This is a genomic window from Saccharibacter sp. EH611 (genome assembly GCF_009834765.1).
GTDB lineage: Bacteria > Pseudomonadota > Alphaproteobacteria > Acetobacterales > Acetobacteraceae > Saccharibacter.
Genome location: NZ_WVHP01000001.1, coordinates 117,609 through 138,542, shown reverse-complemented (window position 1 = coordinate 138,542; position 20,934 = coordinate 117,609). Strand labels below are relative to the sequence as shown.

Here is a 20,934-nt window from a genome sequence, read left to right as displayed (position 1 = left end):
TACCCGCCCCATTTGCCGTTGACAGGAAAAACGCGTATAAAGCGTTTTGTTGGCACGTCAGTAGGTATGGATAAACCAGCCGTTCAAGTCGTCTGACATTTTCTAGGTCCCGGCAGGGGCGAGGGAATGGCAGCTAGGAGGGCGACTCGGAGGTCTGGTGCAGAGGCAGGATAAGATGGACGCGATCACAAAATCGTTCACAGGGCGTAAGAGGATCCGCAAGAGCTTCGGGCGTATTCCCGAAATTGCGCCGATGCCAAATTTAATTGACGTGCAGCGCGCTTCGTACGAAGCTTTTTTGCAGATGAATGTGCGTCCTGACAGTCGCGAGACGGCTGGTCTTCAGGAAGTATTCCGTTCTGTTTTTCCAATTCATGATTTTGCTGGCCGTGGGCGGCTGGATTTTCAATATTACGAATTTGAAGAACCGAAGTACGACGTCGAAGAATGCATTCAGCGTGGGCTGACATATGCCGCGCCGCTGAAGGTTGTTTTGCGTCTGACAACTTGGGATATTGATGAAGACACGGGCTCCCGCTCGATTCATGATCTGAAGGAACAGCCGGTTTATATGGGGGACATCCCATTGATGACCGATAATGGTACCTTCATCATCAATGGCACCGAGCGCGTTATTGTCTCGCAGATGCATCGTAGCCCGGGTGTGTTCTTCGATCACGATAAAGGGAAAACCCATTCTTCAGGGAAGTATCTCTTCGCTGCTCGGGTAATTCCGTATCGTGGCTCATGGTTGGATTTTGAGTTTGACGCGAAAGACGTCATTCATGTCCGTATTGACCGTAAACGTAAGCTGCCAGTGACAACATTGCTGTACGCTCTTGAGGGGGAGAACTCCATCAAGGCACGCGAAGCAAAGTTGGCTGAAGGGGGCGATGTTGATGTCCTCGAAGTGAGCGGAATGGATGAGGATGAAATCCTCGCGAACTTCTATGGTATCGTGCCGTTTACGCGTGCAGGAACCGAGTGGGCTCGTCCGTTTGATCCAGAAGCATTCCGTGGCCTGAAACTTCTTAGCCCTCTGGTAGATGCTGACACGGGTGAGGTCGTTGCTGAGGCTGAAACAAAGCTGACAGCGCGTGTCGTTCGTAAGATCGCTGAAAAAACCCGTGTTGTGCATGTTGGACGTCTGGATATTCTCGGACGTTTCATAGCGCATGACCTGGTGAATGAGCAGACAGGTGAGATCTACGCGGAAGCAGGTGAAGAGCTAACGGAAGAACGGCTTGAAGCCCTAGAGAATCTAGGTCTGACAGAGCTTCCTGTTCTTGCTATTGACGCGACTCATGGGCCGTGGATTCGCAACACATTAGCAGCAGATAAAAACACCTCTCGTGAAGAAGCGCTGATTGATATCTACCGTATCATGCGTCCCGGTGAGCCACCGACCCGTGAGACCGCTGAAGCGATGTTGAACGGTTTGTTCTTTGATCCAGATCGCTATGATCTTTCTGCGGTTGGCCGTGTGAAGATGAATATGCGTCTGGATGTGGATGCTCCAGATACGCTGCGTACCTTGCGGAAAGAAGACATTCTTCGGACTGTTAAGATTCTCTGTGACCTAAAAGACGGTCGCGGTCAGGTCGATGATATTGATAACCTCGGGAACCGTCGTGTTCGCTCAGTAGGCGAATTGATGGAGAACCAGTATCGTATTGGCTTGCTCCGTATGGAACGCGCTATCCGCGAACGTATGGGGTCTGTTGATATTGATACAGTCATGCCGCATGATCTGATTAATGCGAAGCCGGCTGCTGCTGCTGTAAGAGAGTTTTTTGGCTCTTCCCAGCTGAGTCAGTTCATGGATCAGACCAACCCACTCTCAGAGGTGACGCATAAACGTCGTCTTTCTGCGTTGGGGCCGGGTGGTTTGACCCGTGAGCGTGCAGGCTTTGAGGTGCGTGACGTTCACCCAACGCATTATGGTCGTATCTGCCCGATTGAAACGCCTGAAGGGCCAAATATTGGGTTGATTAACTCACTGGCTACCTATGCAAAGGTGAATCAGTACGGGTTTATCGAAACGCCTTATCGCTTGGTGAAAGACGGCGTTCTTCAAGATGGTTGGAAATATCTTTCCGCCATGGAAGAAGAAAAGCTGATCGTTGCGCAGGCCGACGCGAAACAGAAGAACAATCAGCTGACTGATGAGCTGGTCGCTGTGCGTCAGACGGGTGACTTCCGCTTGGTGCCGCCGGCACAGGTAACTGCTTGTGACGTGTCACCGAAGCAGCTTGTGTCTGTTGCTGCTGCATTAATTCCATTCTTGGAAAACGATGACGCGAACCGTGCACTCATGGGTTCCAACATGCAACGTCAGGCTGTGCCGTTGGTGAAGGCTGATGCGCCACTCGTTGGTACGGGAATGGAAGGGCCAGTGGCTCACGATTCCGGTGCAGCGATTGTGGCAAAGCGTGGTGGTATTGTTGATCAGCTCGATGGGGCACGTATCGTTATTCGTGCGACGGATGAGCAGGGTTCAACACAGGGCGTGGATATTTACCGTTTGCGTAAATATATGCGCTCGAATCAGTCCACATGTCTTAATCAGCGTCCATTGGTGAAAGTTGGTGATCGCGTTGCTGCTGGCGATATCATCGCAGATGGCCCATCAACGGAACTGGGCGAGTTGGCCTTGGGTCGTAACGTTCTCGTCGGCTTTATGCCGTGGAACGGGTACAACTTTGAGGATTCAATTCTGATCTCTGAGCGTATCGCACGTGATGACATCTTTACCTCTATTCATATTGAAGAATTTGAGGTGATGGCACGCGATACGAAGCTGGGTCAGGAAGAAATCACACGCGATATTCCTAATGTCGGTGAGGAAGCGCTGCGCAACCTCGATGAAGCCGGTATTGTATATGTCGGTGCTGAGGTGAACCCTGGCGACATCTTGATCGGTAAAGTGACGCCAAAGGGTGAAAGCCCGATGACGCCAGAAGAGAAGCTTCTGCGTGCCATCTTTGGTGAAAAAGCATCCGATGTACGTGATACGTCTCTGAAGCTGCCACCTGGCACAAGCGGGACGATCGTGGATGTGCGCGTTTTCTCACGTCGCGGCGTGGATAAAGATGAACGTGCTATGGCCATTGAGCGTTCAGAAATTGAACGTTTGGCGAAAGACCGTGATGATGAACGTCATATTCAGGAACGTAGCTTCTTTAACCGTCTGAAAGAAAACCTTTTAGGGCAGAAAACAGCTGCGGGCTTCAAGGGAATACGTGCTGGTGAAGAGATTACACCAGAGCTTCTCGCTGAACATCCTAAGCGGGCATGGCGTAACATTCCTGTTGAAGATGCTGCCGTTACAGCTGACCTTGAAACGCTTTGCCGTGAATTTGATGAGGCTCTGCGCCGCATTAATGGTCGTTTTGACAACAAGGTAGAGAAGCTACAACGTGGTGATGAGCTGCCTCCTGGCGTGATGAAGATGGTTAAAGTCTTTATCGCTGTGAAGCGTAAGCTTCAGCCGGGTGATAAGATGGCCGGTCGTCACGGAAATAAGGGTGTGGTTTCCCGTGTTGTTCCAGTTGAGGATATGCCGTTCCTTGAGAATGGTCAGTCCTTGGATCTTCTGCTGAATCCGCTCGGTGTGCCATCGCGCATGAATGTGGGGCAGATTTTGGAAACACACCTTGGCTGGGCGTGTGCTAATATCGGTCAAAGCGTTGCGTCTATCGTTGATGACTATCAGCGTACCGGTGAGCGTCGTCAGGAGCTCCTTGATCGCTTGCATGAGATTTATGGAGATAAGGTCTTTGAAGAAGAGATCGCTCCAATGTCGAATGACGAGCTGATTGAGCTTGCCAATAACCTGCGTAAGGGTATTCCGATCGCAACTCCTGTGTTCGATGGTGCTTCCATCCCTGATATTGAGGAGATGCTGGCGAAGGGTGGTGTGAATACATCCGGTCAGTCTCAGCTTATTGATGGGCGAACGGGTGAGAAATTCGAGCGTCAAACAACGGTCGGCTACATCTACATGCTGAAGCTGCATCACTTGGTTGATGACAAGATTCACGCTCGTTCCATTGGTCCTTACTCGCTGGTTACCCAGCAGCCATTGGGTGGTAAGGCTCAGTTCGGTGGTCAGCGCTTCGGGGAAATGGAAGTCTGGGCGCTGGAAGCTTACGGTGCGGCCTATACGCTTCAGGAAATGTTGACGGTTAAGTCCGATGACGTGTCTGGGCGAACGAAGGTCTATGAAGCGATCGTACGTGAGCAGGATGATTTTGAAGCGGGTATTCCAGAAAGCTTCAACGTCTTGGTTAAGGAGCTGAAATCGCTTGGTCTGAATGTGGAACTTGAGCAGGGAGCATCGTAAGTCGGTGCTTTCCTCTTTCTCTTCGCGGTTCATTTTTAACGTGCCGGCGGGACGCCGTTCGGCACAGTGGGGTTTCGGCGCATGAACGAACTCATGAAGATTCTGGGTCAATCTGGCCAGTCTGTCAGTTTTGATCAGATTCGGATTCAGCTTGCTTCGAGCGAGCAGATCCGTTCTTGGTCTTATGGTGAGATTAAAAAGCCAGAGACGATTAACTACCGTACGTTCAAGCCAGAGCGTGATGGCTTGTTCTGCGCACGGATTTTTGGTCCGACGAAGGACTATGAGTGCCTGTGCGGTAAATATAAACGGATGAAGTTCCGTGGCATTGTCTGCGAGAAGTGTGGAGTTGAAGTCACCTTGGCCAAGGTGCGTCGTGAGCGTATGGGCCATATTGATCTCGCTGCACCAGTGGCTCATATTTGGTTCCTGAAGTCACTCCCTAGCCGCATTGCGACGATGCTGGATCTGCCACTTAAGGACGTTGAGCCAGTTCTGTACTTTGAGAAGTTCCTCGTTCTCGATAAAGGCGTGTGCGAATCTGACCAGATTGATTCGTATAAGCATGGTAAACGTCGCGATCAGTATCTTCTTGACGAAGTGCGTTGCGAAGAATTGCTGGATGAATATCCAGATGCAGGTCTTGACGTTGGCATTGGTGCTGAAGCGATCAAGCGTGCGTTGTCGAGCTATGATTGGGGTATTCCCAATGCTCAGGAACGCGAGCTGAGTAAGGCAGCCCTTGAGCGTGGTGATCCAGATCCATTCGACTATGACATGGAAGTCATGGAAGGCGATTCAGAGAAGACCATGATGCGCAAGAAGCTGCGCAAGGCAACCTCTGAAGCGGCGCGTAAGAAGCTTGTTAAGCGTCTCAAGATGGTCGAGTCATTCGTTGAGAGCGGTGCACGCCCAGAATGGATGATCATGGACATCGTGCCAGTGGTGCCGCCGGAACTGCGTCCGTTGGTGCCGTTGGATGGTGGGCGTTTTGCAACGTCTGATCTGAACGATCTGTATCGTCGCGTTATTAACCGTAATAATCGTCTGAAGCGCCTGATGGAGCTACGTGCTCCTGATATTATCGTGCGTAACGAAAAGCGCATGCTTCAGGAATCTGTCGATGCTCTGTTTGATAACGGACGTCGTGGTCGTGCGATTACTGGGGCGAACAAACGTCCGTTGAAATCTCTTTCAGATATGCTGAAAGGGAAGCAGGGTCGTTTCCGTCAGAACTTGCTGGGTAAGCGCGTCGATTACTCTGGCCGTTCCGTGATTGTGGTGGGGCCTGAGCTGAAGCTGCATCAGTGTGGTCTACCTAAGAAGATGGCTCTGGAGCTCTTTAAGCCATTTATTTATTCCAAGCTGGAAAAATATGGCCACGCGACCACCATTAAAGCGGCAAAGCGCATGGTGGAGAAGGAGCGTCCAGAAGTTTGGGACATCCTTGAAGAGGTGATCCGCGAGCATCCGGTCATGCTGAACCGCGCCCCAACCTTGCACCGTCTTGGTATTCAAGCGTTTGAGCCAAGCCTCGTTGAAGGGAAGGCCATTCAGCTCCATCCACTGGTTTGCACCGCCTTTAATGCTGACTTTGATGGTGACCAGATGGCCGTTCACGTGCCGCTGTCTCTAGAAGCGCAGCTTGAAGCGCGTGTGCTGATGATGTCCACGAATAACATTCTGAGCCCGGCCAATGGTAAGCCTATCATCGTGCCGTCACAGGATATCGTTCTTGGGCTGTATTATCTCAGCCTTGAAGTGCCAGAATACCGTCTGACGCCTGATGAGGCCGTTATTGAAGATGGTAAGGTCGTCAAGGCAGGTCCACCGGCTTATGTGTCTGTTGCAGAAATCGAAGCTGCGATGGCCTCTGGTGCCCTGAAGCTGCATGATAAAATTCGTCTGCGTTTAGAAACAAAAGGTGAAGACGGAAAGCCTGTTCGTCAGCTTCTGTTGACAACGCCCGGGCGCGCATTGATTGCGCAGATTCTCCCCCGTCATCCGGCGATTCCGTTCAGCTTGGTCAATAAACAGCTGACGAAGAAGCTTGTCTCGGACGTGATTGATACGGTGTATCGTCACTGCGGCCAGAAAGAAGCTGTGATCTTCTGCGATCGCTTAATGTCTTTAGGCTTCCGTCACGCGGCTAAAGCAGGCGTCTCCTTTGGTAAGGATGATATGATCATTCCGAAGGAAAAAGCAGGTCTGGTTGATCGCACGTCGGCTGAAGTAAAAGAGTTCGAGCAGCAATATCAGGAAGGTCTGATCACGGCTGGCGAGCGCTACAATAAGGTGGTTGATGCATGGTCTCGTTGTACTGACGAGGTTCAGGCCGCTATGCTGAAAGAAATTTCTAAGCAGGTTCTGGGTAAGCCAACGAACTCTGTTTGGATGATGAGCCATTCCGGGGCTCGTGGGTCACCAGCACAGATGAAGCAGCTTGCTGGTATGCGTGGTCTGATGGTGAAGCCATCGGGTGAGATTATTGAGCAGCCGATTGTGGCCAACTTTAAAGAAGGTCTGTCGGTTCTTGATTACTTCACCTCCAGCCATGGTGCCCGTAAGGGACTAGCGGATACGGCGCTGAAGACAGCGAACTCCGGTTATCTGACGCGTCGTTTGGTTGATGTGGCTCAAGATTGCATCATTACCGAGCAGGATTGTGGCACAGAGCGTGGCCTGACCGTGCGTGCGGTGACGGACAGTGGTGAGGTCGTTGCATCACTTGCAGAGCGCGCTTTGGGCCGTACGTTGGCTCGGGATGTTTTCCATCCAACCTCGGGTGATCTTCTGTTGCAGCGTAATACACTTCTTTCAGAAGCCGATGTGGAAGTGTTGGAAAGCGCTGGAATCGAAGCCATTGATATTCGTTCGGTTCTAACCTGCGATAGCCAAGCGGGTATCTGTGCGCACTGCTATGGTCGCGACTTGGCACGCGGAACACCTGTCAATATTGGCGAGGCTGTCGGTGTTATTGCTGCGCAGTCCATTGGTGAGCCTGGAACGCAGTTGACAATGCGTACCTTCCATATTGGTGGTGCGGCAACGCGTGGTGCTGAGCAGTCAATGGTCGAGGCATACCGTGAAGGTAAGGTTACCATCAAGAATCGTAATGTGGTGGAAAACTCACAAAACGTTCCTGTGGTGATGTCTCGTAACTGTGAAATCCTGATTTCGGATGAAAACGGGGTTGAGCGCGGACGCTATCGTGTTCCATACGGGGCGCGCTTGATGGTGTCCGAAGGCCAAGAAGTCGAGCGCGGCTACAAAATGGCTGAGTGGGACCCATACACCTTGCCGATTATTACCGAGCAGGCAGGTACTGTTGAGTATCTTGACTTGATCGATAGTATCACATTGGTTGAGCGTGTCGATGAAGTGACAGGTCTGACCTCTCGCGTCGTGGTGGACTATAAGCATGCCGCAAAGGGCGTTGATTTGCGTCCACGTCTGCAGCTTAAGGATGCCAATGGTGACGTTGTGCGTCTGGCTAATGGCAATGAAGCACGTTACTTCTTGTCACCCGACAGTATTCTCTCGATCGAGAATGGGGCAGAGGTTCATGCTGGTGACGTGTTGGCACGTATCCCGCGTGAAGGCTCTAAGACACGTGATATTACTGGTGGTCTACCGCGCGTTGCTGAACTATTTGAAGCACGTCGTCCAAAAGATCATGCGATCATTGCCGAGGGTGATGGCCGTGTTGAGTTTGGGAAAGACTACAAGTCTAAGCGTTCTGTCATTGTGACGAATGATGAGACCGGTGAGAAAACGGATTATCTCATCCCTAAGGGCAAGCACATTTCCGTGCAGGAAGGTGACTTTGTCCAAAAGGGTGATCCGTTGGTTGATGGGCCACGCGTGCCTCATGACATTCTGAAGGTCATGGGTATGGAGGCGCTGTCAGACTATCTGGTGAACGAAATTCAGGATGTTTACCGTCTGCAGGGTGTGAAGATTAACGACAAGCATATTGAAGTGATCGTCCGCCAGATGTTGCAGAAGGTTGAGATTCTAGAACCGGGTGATTCGACTTACTTGATTGGCGAAACGGTTGATCGAGTTGAGTTCGAAGCTGAAAATAGAGAGTTGCTTGCCAGTGGCCGTGAGGCTGCAAAGGGCATGCCGATTCTTCAGGGAATCACAAAGGCATCACTGCAAACGCAGTCCTTTATTTCAGCTGCTTCCTTCCAAGAGACGACACGTGTCCTGACGGATGCTGCAACCTCTGGGAAGATTGATAAGCTCGGCGGACTGAAGGAGAACGTCATTGTTGGCCGTCTGATCCCTGCTGGGACGGGTGGAACGATGCGTCGTCTCCGGAGTCTTGCTGTGGGGCAAAGCCCAGCTCAGCTGCGTAGAAATGCTGCTGAAGTTGAGGATGCCGCAGAGTGATTTTGGGTGTTGAGTCTCTCTCTTTTAAGGGAGAGACTTGACTCTTGGGGTGAGTCGCCATAGACTTCGCGCCCTAGACAGTTCCCGCTTTTCATAGCGCAGGAATCGTCCCAAGATAAAAAATTGCATCTGGTGCTACTTCCGTTTCATAGGAAAAGAGGTTAAGCCCAGAAGCTGAGAGTTTCGGAGGGAAGTGGAAGAGCTGCTTTCTTTCGTTAATTTGTGCAAGGACAGGCGGTTCAGCCGCGTGTCGGTTTGAACGAATGTCGCGACGGGGGGGTGGCCTCTGTCGGCATATTGGACAAGGATTGGGAAGGGCGCATGCCGACCATCAACCAGTTGATCGCAAAGGGCCGCGAGCCGGCCGCGAAGCGGAACAAGGTTCCTGCTCTGCAGGGATGTCCGCAGAAGCGTGGTGTTTGCACGCGTGTATATACCGTCACACCAAAGAAACCGAACTCCGCCCTTCGTAAGGTTGCCAAAGTGCGTCTGACCAACGGGTATGAGGTGGTGAGCTACATTCCGGGTGAGGGACACAACCTCCAGGAGCATAGTGTTGTGCTTATCCGTGGTGGTCGCGTGAAGGATCTTCCCGGTGTGCGTTATCACATTCTTCGTGGTGTGCTTGATACGCAAGGTATCGCGAAACGTCGTCAGCGCCGTTCGCTGTATGGCGCTAAGCGGCCGAAATAAGGGGTATTTGGAATGAGTCGCCGACATCGCGCTGTTAAGCGTGAGATCCTTCCTGATCCGAAGTTTGGAGATGCCGTCATTACGCGTTTCATGAATGCGTTAATGTATGATGGCAAAAAATCCACAGCTGAACGTATTGTATATGGAGCACTTGAGGTGCTGCGTCAGCGTGGTGGTTCTTCAGCGGATCCAGTTGCTATGTTCCACTCAGCTTTGGATAATGTAAAGCCGGCTGTTGAGGTTCGTTCCCGCCGCGTTGGTGGTGCGACCTATCAGGTGCCGGTTGAGGTTCGTGCAGAGCGTCGTCAAGCTTTAGCTATTCGCTGGCTGATTGATGCTTCGCGTAAGCGTGGTGAAAACACCATGCAGGACCGTCTGTCTAACGAGTTGATGGACGCGATTAACAATCGTGGTTCCGCTGTTAAGAAGCGGGAAGACACGCACCGTATGGCTGAAGCCAATAAGGCATTCAGCCATTATCGCTGGTAAGTTCCAGCAAAGAGGGCTTCCGGCGCTACGAATCTTCTAGGAGAGGGTAGCGCCGGCGTGGAGTTTCAGTCATACCTTTAACTCAAGGTAGGGTTGAGGTTTTGGAGAGAGACGATGGCAAAGGCTAAGTTTGAGCGTAATAAGCCGCATTGCAATATCGGCACCGTCGGTCACGTTGACCATGGTAAAACGACGCTGACAGCTGCAATTACAAAGACACTGGCAGAGACCGGTGGCGCAACCTTCAGTGCTTACGACATGATCGATAAAGCACCTGAAGAGCGCGCTCGTGGGATTACCATTTCAACGGCTCACGTTGAGTATGAGACGGAAAAGCGTCACTATGCTCACGTGGACTGCCCAGGGCATGCCGACTATGTGAAGAACATGATCACTGGTGCGGCACAGATGGATGGTGCCATCCTGGTGGTTTCTGCTGCTGATGGCCCAATGCCACAGACGCGTGAGCACATCCTGCTTGCACGTCAGGTTGGTGTGCCAGCTCTGGTGGTTTTCCTGAACAAGGTTGATCAGGTTGACGATCCTGAGCTTCTGGAACTGGTGGAAATGGAAGTGCGTGAGCTTCTGTCTTCCTATGACTTCCCTGGCGATGATATCCCCATCATCAAGGGTTCTGCGTTGGCTGCTCTTGAAGACAGCAACAAGGAGCAGGGTCAGGAAGCTATCCTGAAGCTGATGGATGCTGTTGATGATTACATTCCTCAGCCAGAGCGTCCAATTGACCGTCCATTCCTGATGCCAATCGAAGATGTGTTCTCCATCTCCGGTCGTGGTACGGTTGTGACAGGTCGTGTTGAGCGCGGTGCTGTAAACGTTGGTGACGAAGTCGAGATTGTTGGTCTGGTCGACACAATGAAGACGACAGTCACAGGCGTTGAGATGTTCCGTAAGCTGCTTGATCGCGGTGAAGCTGGTGATAACATCGGTGCGCTTCTTCGTGGTATCAAGCGCGAAGATGTTCAGCGTGGTCAGGTTCTGGCAAAGCCAGGCAGCATTACGCCACACAGCAAGTTTAAAGCGGAAGCTTATGTGCTGACGAAGGAAGAAGGCGGTCGTCATACACCGTTCTTCACGAACTATCGTCCGCAGTTCTACTTCCGTACGACAGACGTGACCGGTGTTGTGACCCTTCCAGAGGGCACAGAGATGGTTATGCCTGGCGATAACGTTACCATGGACGTCGAGCTTATTGCTCCGATTGCTATGGATGAAGGTCTTCGCTTCGCTATCCGCGAAGGTGGCCGTACAGTGGGTGCAGGTGTTGTGGCAGGGATTTCTGCCTAAACTCCTCTGACGCTTTGAATGGGAGCCCCGGTCGAAATTTATTTTCGGCCGGGGTTCCATTTCGAGTGGAATAGCAGTAGGACTGCACTCGGATTATTAAGTTGGATGAATTAAGATCATGGACGACCAAAACATCCGCATTCGCCTAAAGGCGTACGATCATCGTGTGCTTGATAATAGCACAAAAGAGATCGTCAATACGGCGAAGCGTACGGGTGCTCGGGTTCGGGGTCCTATCCCGCTACCGACGCACATCGCACGGTTTACTGTGAACCGTTCACCGCATGTGGATAAGAAAAGCCGCGAGCAGTTCGAAATGAGAACTCATCGCCGCCTGCTCGACATTGTTGAGCCGACCCCGCAGACCGTGGACGCCCTCATGAAGCTCGACCTCGCCGCTGGCGTTGATGTCGAGATTAAACTGTAAGGTCCAGACGATGCGTACCGGATTGATTGCAAGAAAGCTGGGTATGTCCCGGCTCTTTAAGGAAGACGGCACTCATGTGCCGGTGACGGTGCTGCACCTCGATAATGTTGAGGTTGTGGACGCGCGCACCAAGGAGCGTGACGGCTATACAGCTGTCCAGCTTGGCTTGGGGAGCGCGAAAGCAAAGCACGTTACGAAAGCGAACCGCGGGCACTTTGCTCGTGCAAAAGTCGAACCAAAGCAAAAGCTTGTTGAGTTCCGCGTAGCAGAAGATGCTGTGCTGGAGCCTGGCACAAAGCTTTCTGTGAACCACTTTATTGTGGGGCAGAAGGTAGATGTGACTGGTCGCAGCAAGGGTAAAGGTTTTGCTGGTGTGATGAAACGCCACAACTTTGCTGGTTTGGAAGCGACGCACGGCGTGTCCATTAGTCACCGTTCAGGAGGATCGACGGGTCAGCGTCAGGATCCTGGTAAGGTGTTCAAGGGCAAAAAAATGGCTGGTCACTTGGGTGACGAGCGCGTGACAACACAGAACCTTGAAATTGCGGCTGTTGATGAAGAGCGTAACCTGATCATGGTGCGTGGCGCCATTCCAGGTGCTAAGAACAGCTTCGTCCTGGTTCGCGATGCAATCAAGAAGGCCCGCAATGCGGACGCGCCGTATCCGGCAGCGACCGTTGAGGCCGCCGGGTGAGGGATATGGAATACGATATCAAAACCCTCGATAACGGGAGTGCGGGAAAGATCGCGCTGCCGGAAGAGATTTTCGGGATTGTCCCGCGCACTGACATTATGGCTCGTGTTGTGAACTGGCAGCTGGCAAAACGCCGCGCTGGAACACATGCAACGCGTGGTCGTGGTGTTATTTCTGGGACAACTAAAAAGCCTTATCGCCAGAAAGGCACAGGGTCTGCGCGTCAGGGTTCTTTGCGTGCACCTCAGTTCCGTACTGGTGGCATTGTCCATGGGCCTGTCGTCCGTGATCATGGCTTCAGCTTGCCTAAAAAAGTACGTCGTCTTGGCCTAGCTTCAGCTTTGGCCCAGAAAGCGACGGAAGGTAAGCTGATTGTTCTAGAGAGCCTTTCAGGTGTGGATAAGACGCGTGACGCGTCTGTGCGTTTAAAAGCACTTGGTTGCTCTTCTGCGTTGATTGTTGATCAAGTTTCTGATCAGCCTTTTGCGCGTGCTATTGCGAACTTGCCGAAGATCGATCTTCTGCCCACGATTGGGGCAAATGTTTATGATATCCTCAATCATGAGGTGTTGGTGATTACCCGCGCCGCTCTTGAGGGTCTCAAGGAGCGTCTGGCATGACAACCAAAACCGTTCTAAATGCACGTAAGGTCGCGGCCAGCCTGTCTGAGGTAGCTCTGTACGATGTTCTGCGTGCTCCGTTGATCACTGAAAAAGCAACCATGCTCTCTGAGCGTGATCAGGTTGTTTTTAAGGTGGCATTGGATGCAACAAAACCGCAGATCAAAGTCGCTGTTGAAAAGCTCTTCAATGTAAAAGTAACCGGTGTAAGCACATTGGTTCAGAAGGGGAAGACAAAGCGCGTCAGAGGTCGTCCAGGTCGCCGTTCTGATATCAAGAAGGCGTATGTCCAGCTTGCTGAAGGTCAGTCTATTGACCTTACAGCGAAGCTCGGTTGACGCGCGGGGTAAGAAACCATGGCATTAAAGCACTTTAATCCCACGACGCCGAGTACCCGTGGCACTGTGCTGATTGATCGCAGCGAGCTTTGGAAAGGCAAGCCGGTCAAGCAGCTGACCCAGGGGAAGAATAAGTCTGGTGGTCGTAATAATTACGGTCGTACGACAGTTCGTTTCCGTGGTGGTGGACACAAGCAGTCTTATCGTTATGTCGACTTCAAACGTCGTAAGTTTGATGTGGCGGGTACGGTTGAGCGTCTGGAATATGATCCAAATCGCACAGCGTTTATCGCTCTTATTCGTTACGAAGATGGCGAGCTCGCTTATATTCTGGCTCCGCAGCGCGTAAAGATTGGTGATCGCGTTATTGCTGGGCAGCAGGTTGATGTTCGTCCAGGTAATGCAATGCCACTTGGTGCGATGCCTGTTGGAACAATCGTGCATAATATTGAACTGAAACAGGGTGCTGGTGGTAAGCTAGCTCGCTCTGCAGGGAATTATGCTCAGTTGGTCGGTAAAGATGCCGGTTACGCTCAGGTGAAGTTGCAATCTGGTGAGCTTCGGTTGATCCGTGGTGAATGCATGGCGACAGTTGGTGCTGTGTCTAACCCAGATAACATGAACCAGAGCATGGGTAAGGCTGGACGTCGTCGTTGGCTTGGTCGTCGCCCACATAACCGTGGTGTTGTGATGAACCCAGTTGACCATCCACATGGTGGTGGTGAAGGGCGTAGCTCCGGTGGTCGTCATCCTGTGACTCCTTGGGGTGTTCCAACCAAGGGTTATAAAACCCGGGTGAATAAGAAGACGGACAGTCTGATTATCCGTCGTCGTAAGTCCGGCAAGTAAGAGAGGGCAAGTAGAGATGGCACGTTCCGTCTGGAAAGGCCCGTTCGTCGACGGGTATTTGTTTGGTAAGGCTGAGAAGGCTCGTGCATCGGGCCGTAACGAAGTGATCAAGATTTGGTCACGTCGTTCTACAATCCTGCCACAATTCGTCGGACTGACGTTCGGGGTTTATAATGGTCATAAATTCCTGCCAGTGCAGGTGTCAGAACATATGGTAGGGCACAAGTTCGGTGAATTCTCACCAACGCGTACCTATACAGGCCATGGTTCTGACAAGAAGTCGAAGCGAGGCTGATCATGAGTAAGCCGAAGCATATCCGTACCCTTGCTGACACTGAAGCACAGGCCGTTGCGCGCAATATCCGGGTTAGCCCTCAAAAGCTAAATCTGGTTGCTGCTATGATTCGTAATCAGCCTGCTGATAAAGCAATTTCAGCGTTGACTTTTTCACGTCGCCGTATCGCGCAGCAAGTGAAGGTGGCTCTTGAGAGTGCCGTTGCTAATGCGGAGAACAACCATCAACTTGATGTTGATCGTTTGGTTGTGAAGACTGCTGAGGTCGGCAAATCGATCGTCATGAAGCGCTTCCACGCACGTGGCCGTGGGCGTTCAGCACGGGTCCAGAAGTTTTTCAGTCATCTGAAAATTGTTGTTGCTGAGCGTGCGGAAGTTTCTGAGGAAGCTCCTAAAGCCGGTAAGAACGACAAAAAGCAGAAGGCAGCCTGATATGGGACATAAGGTTAATCCAATCGGGCTCCGGCTCGGTGTTAATCGTACGTGGGATAGCCGTTGGTATGCGGGCGATGATTACGCTCGCCTACTGCACGAGGATCTAAAGCTGCGCGCTTTTCTGCGCCGTAAGCTTTCTGGTGCTGGTGTATCTCGTGTTGTGATTGAACGTCCGGCTAAAAAGCCACGCGTTATGATCTATGCGGCCCGTCCTGGTGTGATCATCGGGAAGAAGGGGCAAGATATTGATGCGCTACGTAAGACTTTGAGCCGTATGGCCAAGACTGATGTGGCTCTCAATATTGTAGAGATTCGTAAGCCAGAAATTGATGCAACCTTGGTTGCTGACAATATTGCCCAGCAGCTTGAGCGCCGCGTAGCCTTCCGTCGGGCTATGAAGCGTTCTATCCAGTCCGCTATGCGTCTGGGTGCACAGGGGATCCGCATTACCTGTAGCGGTCGTCTCGGCGGGGCTGAAATTGCTCGTGACGAGAAGTATCGTGAAGGTCGTGTGCCATTGCACACACTTCGTGCGGACATTGATTATGGTACATCCACAGCTCAGACCACTTACGGTGCGTGCGGTGTGAAGGTCTGGATCTTCAAGGGTGAGATCCTGGCTCATGACCCATCCGCTCAGGACCGTCGTGCTGCGGAGCAGGCTCCTCAGAGATAAGACGGGAAATTTTTCCGTCTTTACCTGCGGTGCTTGATGTGAGGAAAGAAAATCATGCTTTCTCCAAAGCGGACAAAGTTTCGTAAAGCCCATAAAGGGCGTATTCATGGGATGGCCAAGGGCGGTACGCAGCTGAATTTTGGTGCGTATGGTCTGAAGGCTCTTGAGCCAGAGCGGATTACTGCTCGCCAGATCGAGGCGTCTCGTCGTGCGATTACACGTGCGATGAAACGTGCGGGTCGTGTTTGGATTCGTATTTTTCCAGACACTCCGGTCTCGACAAAGCCGGCAGAAGTGCGTATGGGGTCGGGTAAAGGTAACCCCGAATATTGGGCGGCCCGCGTTAAGCCGGGACGTATCCTCTTCGAGATCGAAGGGGTTCCTCCTGAGGTTGCCCGCTTGGCTCTAAGTTTGGCAGCTGCCAAGTTGCCGATTAAGACCAAGTTTGTTCAGCGTATCGGGGAGGCTTGAAAATGGCTGAGACCTATAAAGTTGCTGATTTGCGTGCGAAAAGCGAAGATGAGCTGAAGGCTCTTCTCGTTGAGCTTAAGCGTGAGCAGATCAATCAGCGCTTTTCTGCCGCTACAGGCCAGTCCGAGAATACGAGCCGCGTTAAGATTGTGCGTCGTACAGTCGCACGTATCAAAACGCTGCTTCATCAGTCGAAGAACCGGGCGGGCGCACAAACGTCCGCCGCTAATTCCTGAGAGGAGACGGACGATGCCCAGGCGCGTCCTGACAGGTCGGGTGACAAGCGATAAGATGGACAAGACGGTAACCGTTCTTGTGGATCGTCGTATTATGCATCCGCTGTATAAAAAGTTTATCCGCCGTTCCAAGAAGTACGCAGCGCATGATGATGCTAATGCGTGCAAAGTTGGTGATTTGGTGCGTATCGTTGAATGCGCGCCACTTTCCAAGCGCAAGACGTGGACGGTTATTTCCCGCAACGGGTCTGATGTTGCTGAGGCAACATCAACTCCGGCTGGCGCATAAGGGGGTAGACACATGATTCATCCCGAGACCAACCTGGACGTTGCGGACAATTCCGGCGCACGTCGGGTGCAGTGCATTAAGGTACTGGGTGGTTCCAAACGGAAGACCGCCTCGGTCGGCGACGTCATTGTCGTATCCGTTAAGGAAGCGATTCCGCGTGGTAAGGTGAAGAAGGGTGATGTGCATCGTGCCGTCATCGTTCGCACATCCTATCCTGTGCGTCGTGCTGATGGTTCTGCCATCCGCTTCGATCGCAATGCGGCAGTTCTGTTGAACAATCAGCAGGAACCCATCGGAACCCGTATCTTTGGTCCGGTCGTTCGTGAGCTGCGTGCGCGTAAGTTCATGAAGATCATCTCCTTGGCTCCGGAGGTGCTATAATGGCTGCACGTATCAAAAAAGGTGACCAGGTTCTGGTGCTGACTGGACGTTCACGCGGTGTTCGCGGTGAAGTTCTGTCTGTACTGCCGAAAGTTGAAAAAGCCGTCGTGCGTGGTGTTGCTGTGGCGAAACGTCACAGCAAGCCAAATCGTATGGGCGAAGGTGGTGGCATTATCGAGCGTGAAATGCCTGTCCATCTTTCTAACTTGAAGCTGATTGATCCAAAGAGCGGCAAGCCAACACGCGTTGGTTTCCGAGTGCTGGATGATGGTCGTAAGGTTCGTGTTGCTAAGGTAACCGGCGAAGTGATCGAAGGCTGAGGAGCGAACGATGAGCGATAATAAAGGTACCGTTCTGCCTCGTCTGCAGCAGCACTATCAGGACGCTCTTCGGGCGAAGTTGCGTGAGCAGTTCGGCTATAAGAATGATATGCAGATCCCTAAGCTCGAGAAAATCGTGCTGAACATGGGGGTCGGTGAAGCTGCTGCTGACCAGAAAAAGCTTGATGCTGCATTGGCAGAAATGACGTTGATTGCTGGTCAGAAGCCTGTGAAGACCGTAGCTCGCAAAGCTGTGGCTGGCTTCAGGATCCGTGAAGGACTGCCGATTGGTTGTAAAGTGACGCTGCGTCGTGCACGGATGTATGAGTTTCTTGATCGTCTGGTGACGATTGCGATGCCCCGCATTCGTGACTTCCGTGGTCTTCCGGCAAACAAAGGCTTTGATGGTCGTGGTAATTTTGCCATGGGTATTAAAGAGCAAATTGTTTTCCCGGAAATTGACTACGATAAAGTTGATGCCATTCGTGGAATGGACATTATCTTTGTGACGTCAGCAAAAACAGATGAAGAAGCTAAGGCTCTGCTGAAGGCTTTTGATCTGCCGATTGCGTCCTAAGCGATATTTTTCGTAGCAATCACGGCAAAGACGGGATTCTTCTCTTTCCTTAAGGAGAGAATCCCGTTACAAGACCGTTGATTGGAAAACCGTTGGGATAGGCCTAACAGGTTCCGGGAGAAGATTCGAGATGGCGAAGACCTCTGCGGTTAACCGTAATAACCATCGCGCCGCTCTTGCGAAGCGTGATCGGGAAAAGCGGACCGCTCTCAAAACTATTATTAAGAACCGTTCTCTTCCTATGGAAGAGCGTTTCGAAGCATCGCTGAAGCTGGCTAAATTGCCACGCAACGGCTCGCAGACTCGCGTACGTTTGCGTTGTAAGATTTCTGGGCGCCCACGTGCGAATTACCGGAAATTCGAGCTGAGCCGTATTGCTCTGCGTGACCTTGCTTCCACGGGACAGATTCCCGGTATGGTCAAGTCCAGCTGGTAAATAAGGGTAGTCTGAATGTCTATGTCTGATCCTTTGGGTGATATGCTCACCCGGGTCCGTAATGCTCAGCGTGCCCGCCATGCTGCTTGTGTTGCGCCGGCTTCTAAGTTGCGTGCAAGTGTCCTTGAGGCGCTGAAGCGCGAAGGTTACATCCGTGGTTTCTCGACCGAAGAAGTGCGTAAGGGAATTTCCCAGTTTCGCATTGAGCTGAAATATGCTGAAGGTCAGCCGGTGATCCGCGAGATTCACCGCGTTTCCCGTCCGGGGCGTCGCGTGTACTCCAAGATTAAAGAGCTGCCGCGTGTTTATGCCGGCTTGGGTGTTTCCATCCTTTCAACACCACGTGGCGTTCTTTCGGACGTCGAGGCTCGCGCTGCCAATGTTGGTGGCGAGATTCTCTGCCGCGTCTTCTAAGGAAGGAGGGAAAGATGTCTCGTGTAGGTAAGTATCCTATTACGCTCCCCGCTAACGTAGAAGTTACTGTAAAAGACGGTAATTTTTCCGTAAAAGGTAAACGCGGTGAGTTAAGTGTTCCTGTTTCTCCTTGGGTTGATGTCAAGGTAGAGGATGGGAAGGTTGTGGTTTCACCGGTCGGTGGGCGTACAAAGCAGGGCTGGACAATGTGGGGAACTTCCCGCGCTGTCTTTGCGAACATGATTCAAGGTGTTTCTGCCGGCTTTACGAAAACGCTTGAAATTCAAGGGACAGGTTTCCGTGCTGCAGTGCAGGGCTCAAATCTTGTCATGAACCTTGGGTTTTCACATGATGTGGTCTATCCGATCCCAGCAGATGTGAAGATTACAACGCCGCGCCCAACAGCCATTACGGTTGAGGGTAATGACAAACAGCGTGTCGGTCAGGTTGCTCTGGATATCCGTAGCTTCCGTAAGCCTGAGCCTTATAAGGGCAAGGGTGTTCGTTATGAGACCGAAGTTCTGCGTCGTAAGGAAGGTAAGAAGAAGTAATGGCATCGCTGCAAGGATTGCAGGAACGTCGCCGCAAGCGGTTGCGTTTCCAGCTTCGTCGCAAGAGCGGCGGCCGGCCGCGTTTGTCGGTCTTCCGCTCTAACAAGCACATTCATGCTCAGCTGATTGATGATGCGCATGGCCGCACTGTCGCAAGTGCTTCAACGCTTGAAAAGAGTGTTCGTGAAGCGGGTAAGACAGGCGCCAACATTGATGCGGCTACCATTATTGGTAAGCTTGTGGCCGAGCGTGCTGTTAAGGCAGGCGTCAAAGAGGTTGTTTTCGACCGTGGCGCTTATCTGTATCATGGCCGGGTGAAAGCCCTGGCAGAGGCTGCCCGCGAGGGCGGGCTGTCGTTCTAAGGAGGATCACACATGGCACGTGAGCCAAGAGAAGGCGGCCGTGGTGGTCGTGAGCGTGAGCAGGGTGATGAGCTGGTCGATAAGCTGGTAACCATTAACCGTGTTGCAAAAGTGGTAAAGGGCGGTCGCCGTTTTGCTTTTGCTGCGTTGGTGGTTGTTGGTGACCAGAAAGGTCGCGTTGGTTACGGTGCTGGTAAGGCCCGCGAGGTGCCTGAGGCTATCCGTAAAGCAACTGAACATGCTCGTCGCACTATGATCCGCGTACCGATGAAAGAGGGCCGTACTCTTCATCATGACGCTGTGGGCCGTTTCGGTGCTGGTAAGGTCGTGGTTCGTGCAGCTGATGCAGGGACGGGGATTATTGCTGGTGGTCCGATCCGTGCGGTATTCGAAAGCTTGGGCGTGAGTGACGTTGTCGCTAAAAGCTTGGGCACTCGGAACCCACACAACATGATTAAGGCCGCTTTTGACGCTCTTGAGCGTTCGAGCAGCCCGCGTCAGGTCGCATCACGTCGCGGTAAGAAGACCTATGAGATCTTCGGACGTCGTGACCATTCGGAGACGGAGGGTGCAAATGTCTGATTCTCAGGGTAAGACCGTCCGGGTAACACAGATTGCTTCGGTGATTGGTTCCAAACCTGGTCAGGCGGAAACGATTAAGGGGCTGGGCCTTCGTGGCATCGGTTCCTTCCGTGTTCTGGAGGATACCTCGGCTGTGCGCGGCATGATCCGTAAGGTATCCCACCTGTTGAAGGTGGAGGGCTAAGATGAACCTAAATGAACTGCGTGATAACGCTGGTGCTCGCTACCGTAGCAAGCGCTTGGGCCGTGGTATCGGTTCAGGTAAGGGAAAAACCTCAGGGAAAGGCCATAAAGGTCAGAAAGCCCGTTCAGGTGTTTCCATTAACGGTTTCGAGGGTGGTCAGCTCCCGATTTATCGCCGTATGCCGAAGCGTGGCTTTGTCAATATTTTCCGTAAGGAATATGCGGCGGTTAATCTGGGTGCCGTGAGTAAGGCTCTGGAAGCTGGTAAGCTTTCTGCTGCAGCACCGGTGACAATTGAGACACTCCGTGAGGCTGGTCTCGTTGGAAGCCGCAAGGTGGCTGGTGTACGTCTTCTGGCGAAAGGTGAACTTTCTCAGGGACTAAACTTTGAGGTTGCCGGGGCTTCTGCTGCAGCGCGTGCTGCAGTTGAGAAAGCTGGCGGTTCCGTCAAGGTATTGGCCACCAAAAAAGAGGCTCAGGCTCAGGCCTGAGAACTCTTATGCCCAGCTGCATTTCTGGGATAGGGTGATCGAGTGAACGGCGCCCCGTACTTTGTGCGGCGGCGCTGT

At 52.2% G+C, this 20,934-nt stretch carries 26 protein-coding genes; all 26 read left to right on the top strand.

Translation table 11 applies throughout. The annotated features are described in order from the left end of the window. The first annotated feature begins 175 nt into the window (after positions 1-175). The 26 genes from rpoB (at position 176) to rplO (ending at position 20,856) form a co-directional block, all read left to right on the top strand. Positions 176-4,345 carry a DNA-directed RNA polymerase subunit beta gene (rpoB, locus tag GS535_RS00685; protein ID WP_160791610.1) on the top strand — a complete coding sequence of 1,390 codons (4,170 nt, stop codon included), beginning with the start codon at positions 176-178 and terminating at the stop codon, positions 4,343-4,345. An 81-nt stretch (positions 4,346-4,426) separates the two neighbouring features. Then, the gene (gene rpoC, locus GS535_RS00680) at positions 4,427-8,743 is read left to right on the top strand and encodes a DNA-directed RNA polymerase subunit beta' (protein WP_160791611.1); all 4,317 of its coding nucleotides are present in this window, start codon (positions 4,427-4,429) and stop codon (positions 8,741-8,743) included. Positions 8,744-9,064: 321 nt separating this feature from the next. Continuing rightward, the gene (rpsL, locus tag GS535_RS00675) at positions 9,065-9,436 is read left to right on the top strand and encodes a 30S ribosomal protein S12 (RefSeq protein ID WP_023979007.1); all 372 of its coding nucleotides are present in this window, start codon (positions 9,065-9,067) and stop codon (positions 9,434-9,436) included. Positions 9,437-9,448: 12 nt separating this feature from the next. Next, on the top strand, positions 9,449-9,925 hold the full coding sequence (gene rpsG, locus GS535_RS00670; RefSeq protein ID WP_018980177.1) for a 30S ribosomal protein S7: 477 nt from the start codon (positions 9,449-9,451) through the stop codon (positions 9,923-9,925). A gap of 114 nt (positions 9,926-10,039) precedes the next feature. Beyond that, on the top strand, positions 10,040-11,230 hold the full coding sequence (tuf, locus tag GS535_RS00665) for an elongation factor Tu (protein WP_160791612.1): 1,191 nt from the start codon (positions 10,040-10,042) through the stop codon (positions 11,228-11,230). Positions 11,231-11,348: 118 nt separating this feature from the next. Beyond that, complete coding sequence (gene rpsJ / locus GS535_RS00660) at positions 11,349-11,657, top strand: 30S ribosomal protein S10 (protein ID WP_018980179.1); 309 nt, start codon at positions 11,349-11,351, stop codon at positions 11,655-11,657. Between the two features lie 10 nt (positions 11,658-11,667). Beyond that, positions 11,668-12,351, top strand: a complete 684-nt coding sequence (rplC, locus tag GS535_RS00655) for a 50S ribosomal protein L3 (protein ID WP_160791613.1) — start codon at positions 11,668-11,670, stop codon at positions 12,349-12,351. A gap of 5 nt (positions 12,352-12,356) precedes the next feature. Further along, complete coding sequence (gene rplD, locus GS535_RS00650; RefSeq protein ID WP_160791614.1) at positions 12,357-12,971, top strand: 50S ribosomal protein L4; 615 nt, start codon at positions 12,357-12,359, stop codon at positions 12,969-12,971. Between the two features lie 41 nt (positions 12,972-13,012). After that, positions 13,013-13,309 (top strand): 50S ribosomal protein L23, encoded by a 297-nt coding sequence (locus GS535_RS00645; protein ID WP_202401570.1) that lies wholly within the window; start codon positions 13,013-13,015, stop codon positions 13,307-13,309. Between the two features lie 18 nt (positions 13,310-13,327). Beyond that, a complete protein-coding gene (gene rplB / locus GS535_RS00640) occupies positions 13,328-14,158 on the top strand; it encodes a 50S ribosomal protein L2 (RefSeq protein WP_160791616.1) in 831 nt (276 codons plus the stop codon). Between the two features lie 16 nt (positions 14,159-14,174). Further along, positions 14,175-14,453, top strand: a complete 279-nt coding sequence (rpsS, locus tag GS535_RS00635) for a 30S ribosomal protein S19 (protein WP_018980184.1) — start codon at positions 14,175-14,177, stop codon at positions 14,451-14,453. Positions 14,454-14,455: 2 nt separating this feature from the next. Further along, a complete protein-coding gene (gene rplV / locus GS535_RS00630; protein WP_018980185.1) occupies positions 14,456-14,884 on the top strand; it encodes a 50S ribosomal protein L22 in 429 nt (142 codons plus the stop codon). 1 nt (position 14,885) lies between these two features. Next, positions 14,886-15,563 carry a 30S ribosomal protein S3 gene (rpsC, locus tag GS535_RS00625; protein ID WP_160791617.1) on the top strand — a complete coding sequence of 226 codons (678 nt, stop codon included), beginning with the start codon at positions 14,886-14,888 and terminating at the stop codon, positions 15,561-15,563. Between the two features lie 54 nt (positions 15,564-15,617). Further along, the gene (rplP, locus tag GS535_RS00620) at positions 15,618-16,034 is read left to right on the top strand and encodes a 50S ribosomal protein L16 (RefSeq protein ID WP_018980187.1); all 417 of its coding nucleotides are present in this window, start codon (positions 15,618-15,620) and stop codon (positions 16,032-16,034) included. Between the two features lie 2 nt (positions 16,035-16,036). Next, entirely contained in the window at positions 16,037-16,270 is a 234-nt protein-coding gene (gene rpmC / locus GS535_RS00615) for a 50S ribosomal protein L29 (protein WP_160791618.1), read from the top strand. Between the two features lie 13 nt (positions 16,271-16,283). Continuing rightward, positions 16,284-16,559 carry a 30S ribosomal protein S17 gene (rpsQ, locus tag GS535_RS00610; RefSeq protein ID WP_018980189.1) on the top strand — a complete coding sequence of 92 codons (276 nt, stop codon included), beginning with the start codon at positions 16,284-16,286 and terminating at the stop codon, positions 16,557-16,559. A gap of 12 nt (positions 16,560-16,571) precedes the next feature. After that, entirely contained in the window at positions 16,572-16,940 is a 369-nt protein-coding gene (gene rplN / locus GS535_RS00605) for a 50S ribosomal protein L14 (protein WP_018980190.1), read from the top strand. Further along, positions 16,940-17,260, top strand: a complete 321-nt coding sequence (gene rplX, locus GS535_RS00600) for a 50S ribosomal protein L24 (protein WP_018980191.1) — start codon at positions 16,940-16,942, stop codon at positions 17,258-17,260. Before rplN ends, rplX begins: the two co-directional genes overlap by 1 nt. 10 nt (positions 17,261-17,270) lie before the next feature. Further along, positions 17,271-17,837, top strand: coding sequence for a 50S ribosomal protein L5 (gene rplE, locus GS535_RS00595; RefSeq protein ID WP_160791619.1), 567 nt, complete (start codon positions 17,271-17,273; stop codon positions 17,835-17,837). A gap of 130 nt (positions 17,838-17,967) precedes the next feature. Then, complete coding sequence (gene rpsN / locus GS535_RS00590; RefSeq protein ID WP_018980193.1) at positions 17,968-18,273, top strand: 30S ribosomal protein S14; 306 nt, start codon at positions 17,968-17,970, stop codon at positions 18,271-18,273. Positions 18,274-18,288: 15 nt separating this feature from the next. Next, entirely contained in the window at positions 18,289-18,687 is a 399-nt protein-coding gene (gene rpsH, locus GS535_RS00585) for a 30S ribosomal protein S8 (RefSeq protein WP_018980194.1), read from the top strand. Between the two features lie 14 nt (positions 18,688-18,701). Next, the gene (gene rplF, locus GS535_RS00580; RefSeq protein ID WP_018980195.1) at positions 18,702-19,238 is read left to right on the top strand and encodes a 50S ribosomal protein L6; all 537 of its coding nucleotides are present in this window, start codon (positions 18,702-18,704) and stop codon (positions 19,236-19,238) included. After that, the gene (gene rplR, locus GS535_RS00575; RefSeq protein ID WP_160791620.1) at positions 19,238-19,600 is read left to right on the top strand and encodes a 50S ribosomal protein L18; all 363 of its coding nucleotides are present in this window, start codon (positions 19,238-19,240) and stop codon (positions 19,598-19,600) included. The genes rplF and rplR overlap by 1 nt, the downstream gene beginning before the upstream one ends. 12 nt (positions 19,601-19,612) lie before the next feature. After that, positions 19,613-20,182 (top strand): 30S ribosomal protein S5, encoded by a 570-nt coding sequence (rpsE, locus tag GS535_RS00570; RefSeq protein WP_018980197.1) that lies wholly within the window; start codon positions 19,613-19,615, stop codon positions 20,180-20,182. Beyond that, positions 20,175-20,366, top strand: coding sequence for a 50S ribosomal protein L30 (rpmD, locus tag GS535_RS00565; protein WP_018980198.1), 192 nt, complete (start codon positions 20,175-20,177; stop codon positions 20,364-20,366). Before rpsE ends, rpmD begins: the two co-directional genes overlap by 8 nt. 1 nt (position 20,367) lies before the next feature. After that, on the top strand, positions 20,368-20,856 hold the full coding sequence (gene rplO, locus GS535_RS00560; RefSeq protein ID WP_018980199.1) for a 50S ribosomal protein L15: 489 nt from the start codon (positions 20,368-20,370) through the stop codon (positions 20,854-20,856). Positions 20,857-20,934 lie beyond the last annotated feature (78 nt).

Excerpts from the sequence above, each read along its gene's own strand:
- rpoC (WP_160791611.1), top strand. The coding sequence starts at position 4,427 with ATGAACGAACTCATGAAGATTCTGGGTCAATCTGGCCAGTCTGTCAGT.
- rplN (WP_018980190.1), top strand. The coding sequence starts at position 16,572 with ATGATTCATCCCGAGACCAACCTGGACGTTGCGGACAATTCCGGCGCA.
- rpsN (WP_018980193.1), top strand. The coding sequence starts at position 17,968 with ATGGCGAAGACCTCTGCGGTTAACCGTAATAACCATCGCGCCGCTCTT.
- rplR (WP_160791620.1), top strand. The coding sequence starts at position 19,238 with ATGGCATCGCTGCAAGGATTGCAGGAACGTCGCCGCAAGCGGTTGCGT.
- rpsC (WP_160791617.1), top strand. The coding sequence starts at position 14,886 with ATGGGACATAAGGTTAATCCAATCGGGCTCCGGCTCGGTGTTAATCGT.
- rplD (WP_160791614.1), top strand. The coding sequence starts at position 12,357 with ATGGAATACGATATCAAAACCCTCGATAACGGGAGTGCGGGAAAGATC.
- rplX (WP_018980191.1), top strand. The coding sequence starts at position 16,940 with ATGGCTGCACGTATCAAAAAAGGTGACCAGGTTCTGGTGCTGACTGGA.
- rplE (WP_160791619.1), top strand. The coding sequence starts at position 17,271 with ATGAGCGATAATAAAGGTACCGTTCTGCCTCGTCTGCAGCAGCACTAT.
- tuf (WP_160791612.1), top strand. The coding sequence starts at position 10,040 with ATGGCAAAGGCTAAGTTTGAGCGTAATAAGCCGCATTGCAATATCGGC.
- rpsL (WP_023979007.1), top strand. The coding sequence starts at position 9,065 with ATGCCGACCATCAACCAGTTGATCGCAAAGGGCCGCGAGCCGGCCGCG.
- rpsH (WP_018980194.1), top strand. The coding sequence starts at position 18,289 with ATGTCTATGTCTGATCCTTTGGGTGATATGCTCACCCGGGTCCGTAAT.
- rplB (WP_160791616.1), top strand. The coding sequence starts at position 13,328 with ATGGCATTAAAGCACTTTAATCCCACGACGCCGAGTACCCGTGGCACT.
- rplC (WP_160791613.1), top strand. The coding sequence starts at position 11,668 with ATGCGTACCGGATTGATTGCAAGAAAGCTGGGTATGTCCCGGCTCTTT.
- rpmC (WP_160791618.1), top strand. The coding sequence starts at position 16,037 with ATGGCTGAGACCTATAAAGTTGCTGATTTGCGTGCGAAAAGCGAAGAT.
- rpsS (WP_018980184.1), top strand. The coding sequence starts at position 14,175 with ATGGCACGTTCCGTCTGGAAAGGCCCGTTCGTCGACGGGTATTTGTTT.
- rplF (WP_018980195.1), top strand. The coding sequence starts at position 18,702 with ATGTCTCGTGTAGGTAAGTATCCTATTACGCTCCCCGCTAACGTAGAA.
- rpsJ (WP_018980179.1), top strand. The coding sequence starts at position 11,349 with ATGGACGACCAAAACATCCGCATTCGCCTAAAGGCGTACGATCATCGT.
- rpoB (WP_160791610.1), top strand. The coding sequence starts at position 176 with ATGGACGCGATCACAAAATCGTTCACAGGGCGTAAGAGGATCCGCAAG.
- rplP (WP_018980187.1), top strand. The coding sequence starts at position 15,618 with ATGCTTTCTCCAAAGCGGACAAAGTTTCGTAAAGCCCATAAAGGGCGT.
- rplO (WP_018980199.1), top strand. The coding sequence starts at position 20,368 with ATGAACCTAAATGAACTGCGTGATAACGCTGGTGCTCGCTACCGTAGC.
- rpsE (WP_018980197.1), top strand. The coding sequence starts at position 19,613 with ATGGCACGTGAGCCAAGAGAAGGCGGCCGTGGTGGTCGTGAGCGTGAG.
- rpsG (WP_018980177.1), top strand. The coding sequence starts at position 9,449 with ATGAGTCGCCGACATCGCGCTGTTAAGCGTGAGATCCTTCCTGATCCG.
- rplV (WP_018980185.1), top strand. The coding sequence starts at position 14,456 with ATGAGTAAGCCGAAGCATATCCGTACCCTTGCTGACACTGAAGCACAG.
- rpsQ (WP_018980189.1), top strand. The coding sequence starts at position 16,284 with ATGCCCAGGCGCGTCCTGACAGGTCGGGTGACAAGCGATAAGATGGAC.
- rpmD (WP_018980198.1), top strand. The coding sequence starts at position 20,175 with ATGTCTGATTCTCAGGGTAAGACCGTCCGGGTAACACAGATTGCTTCG.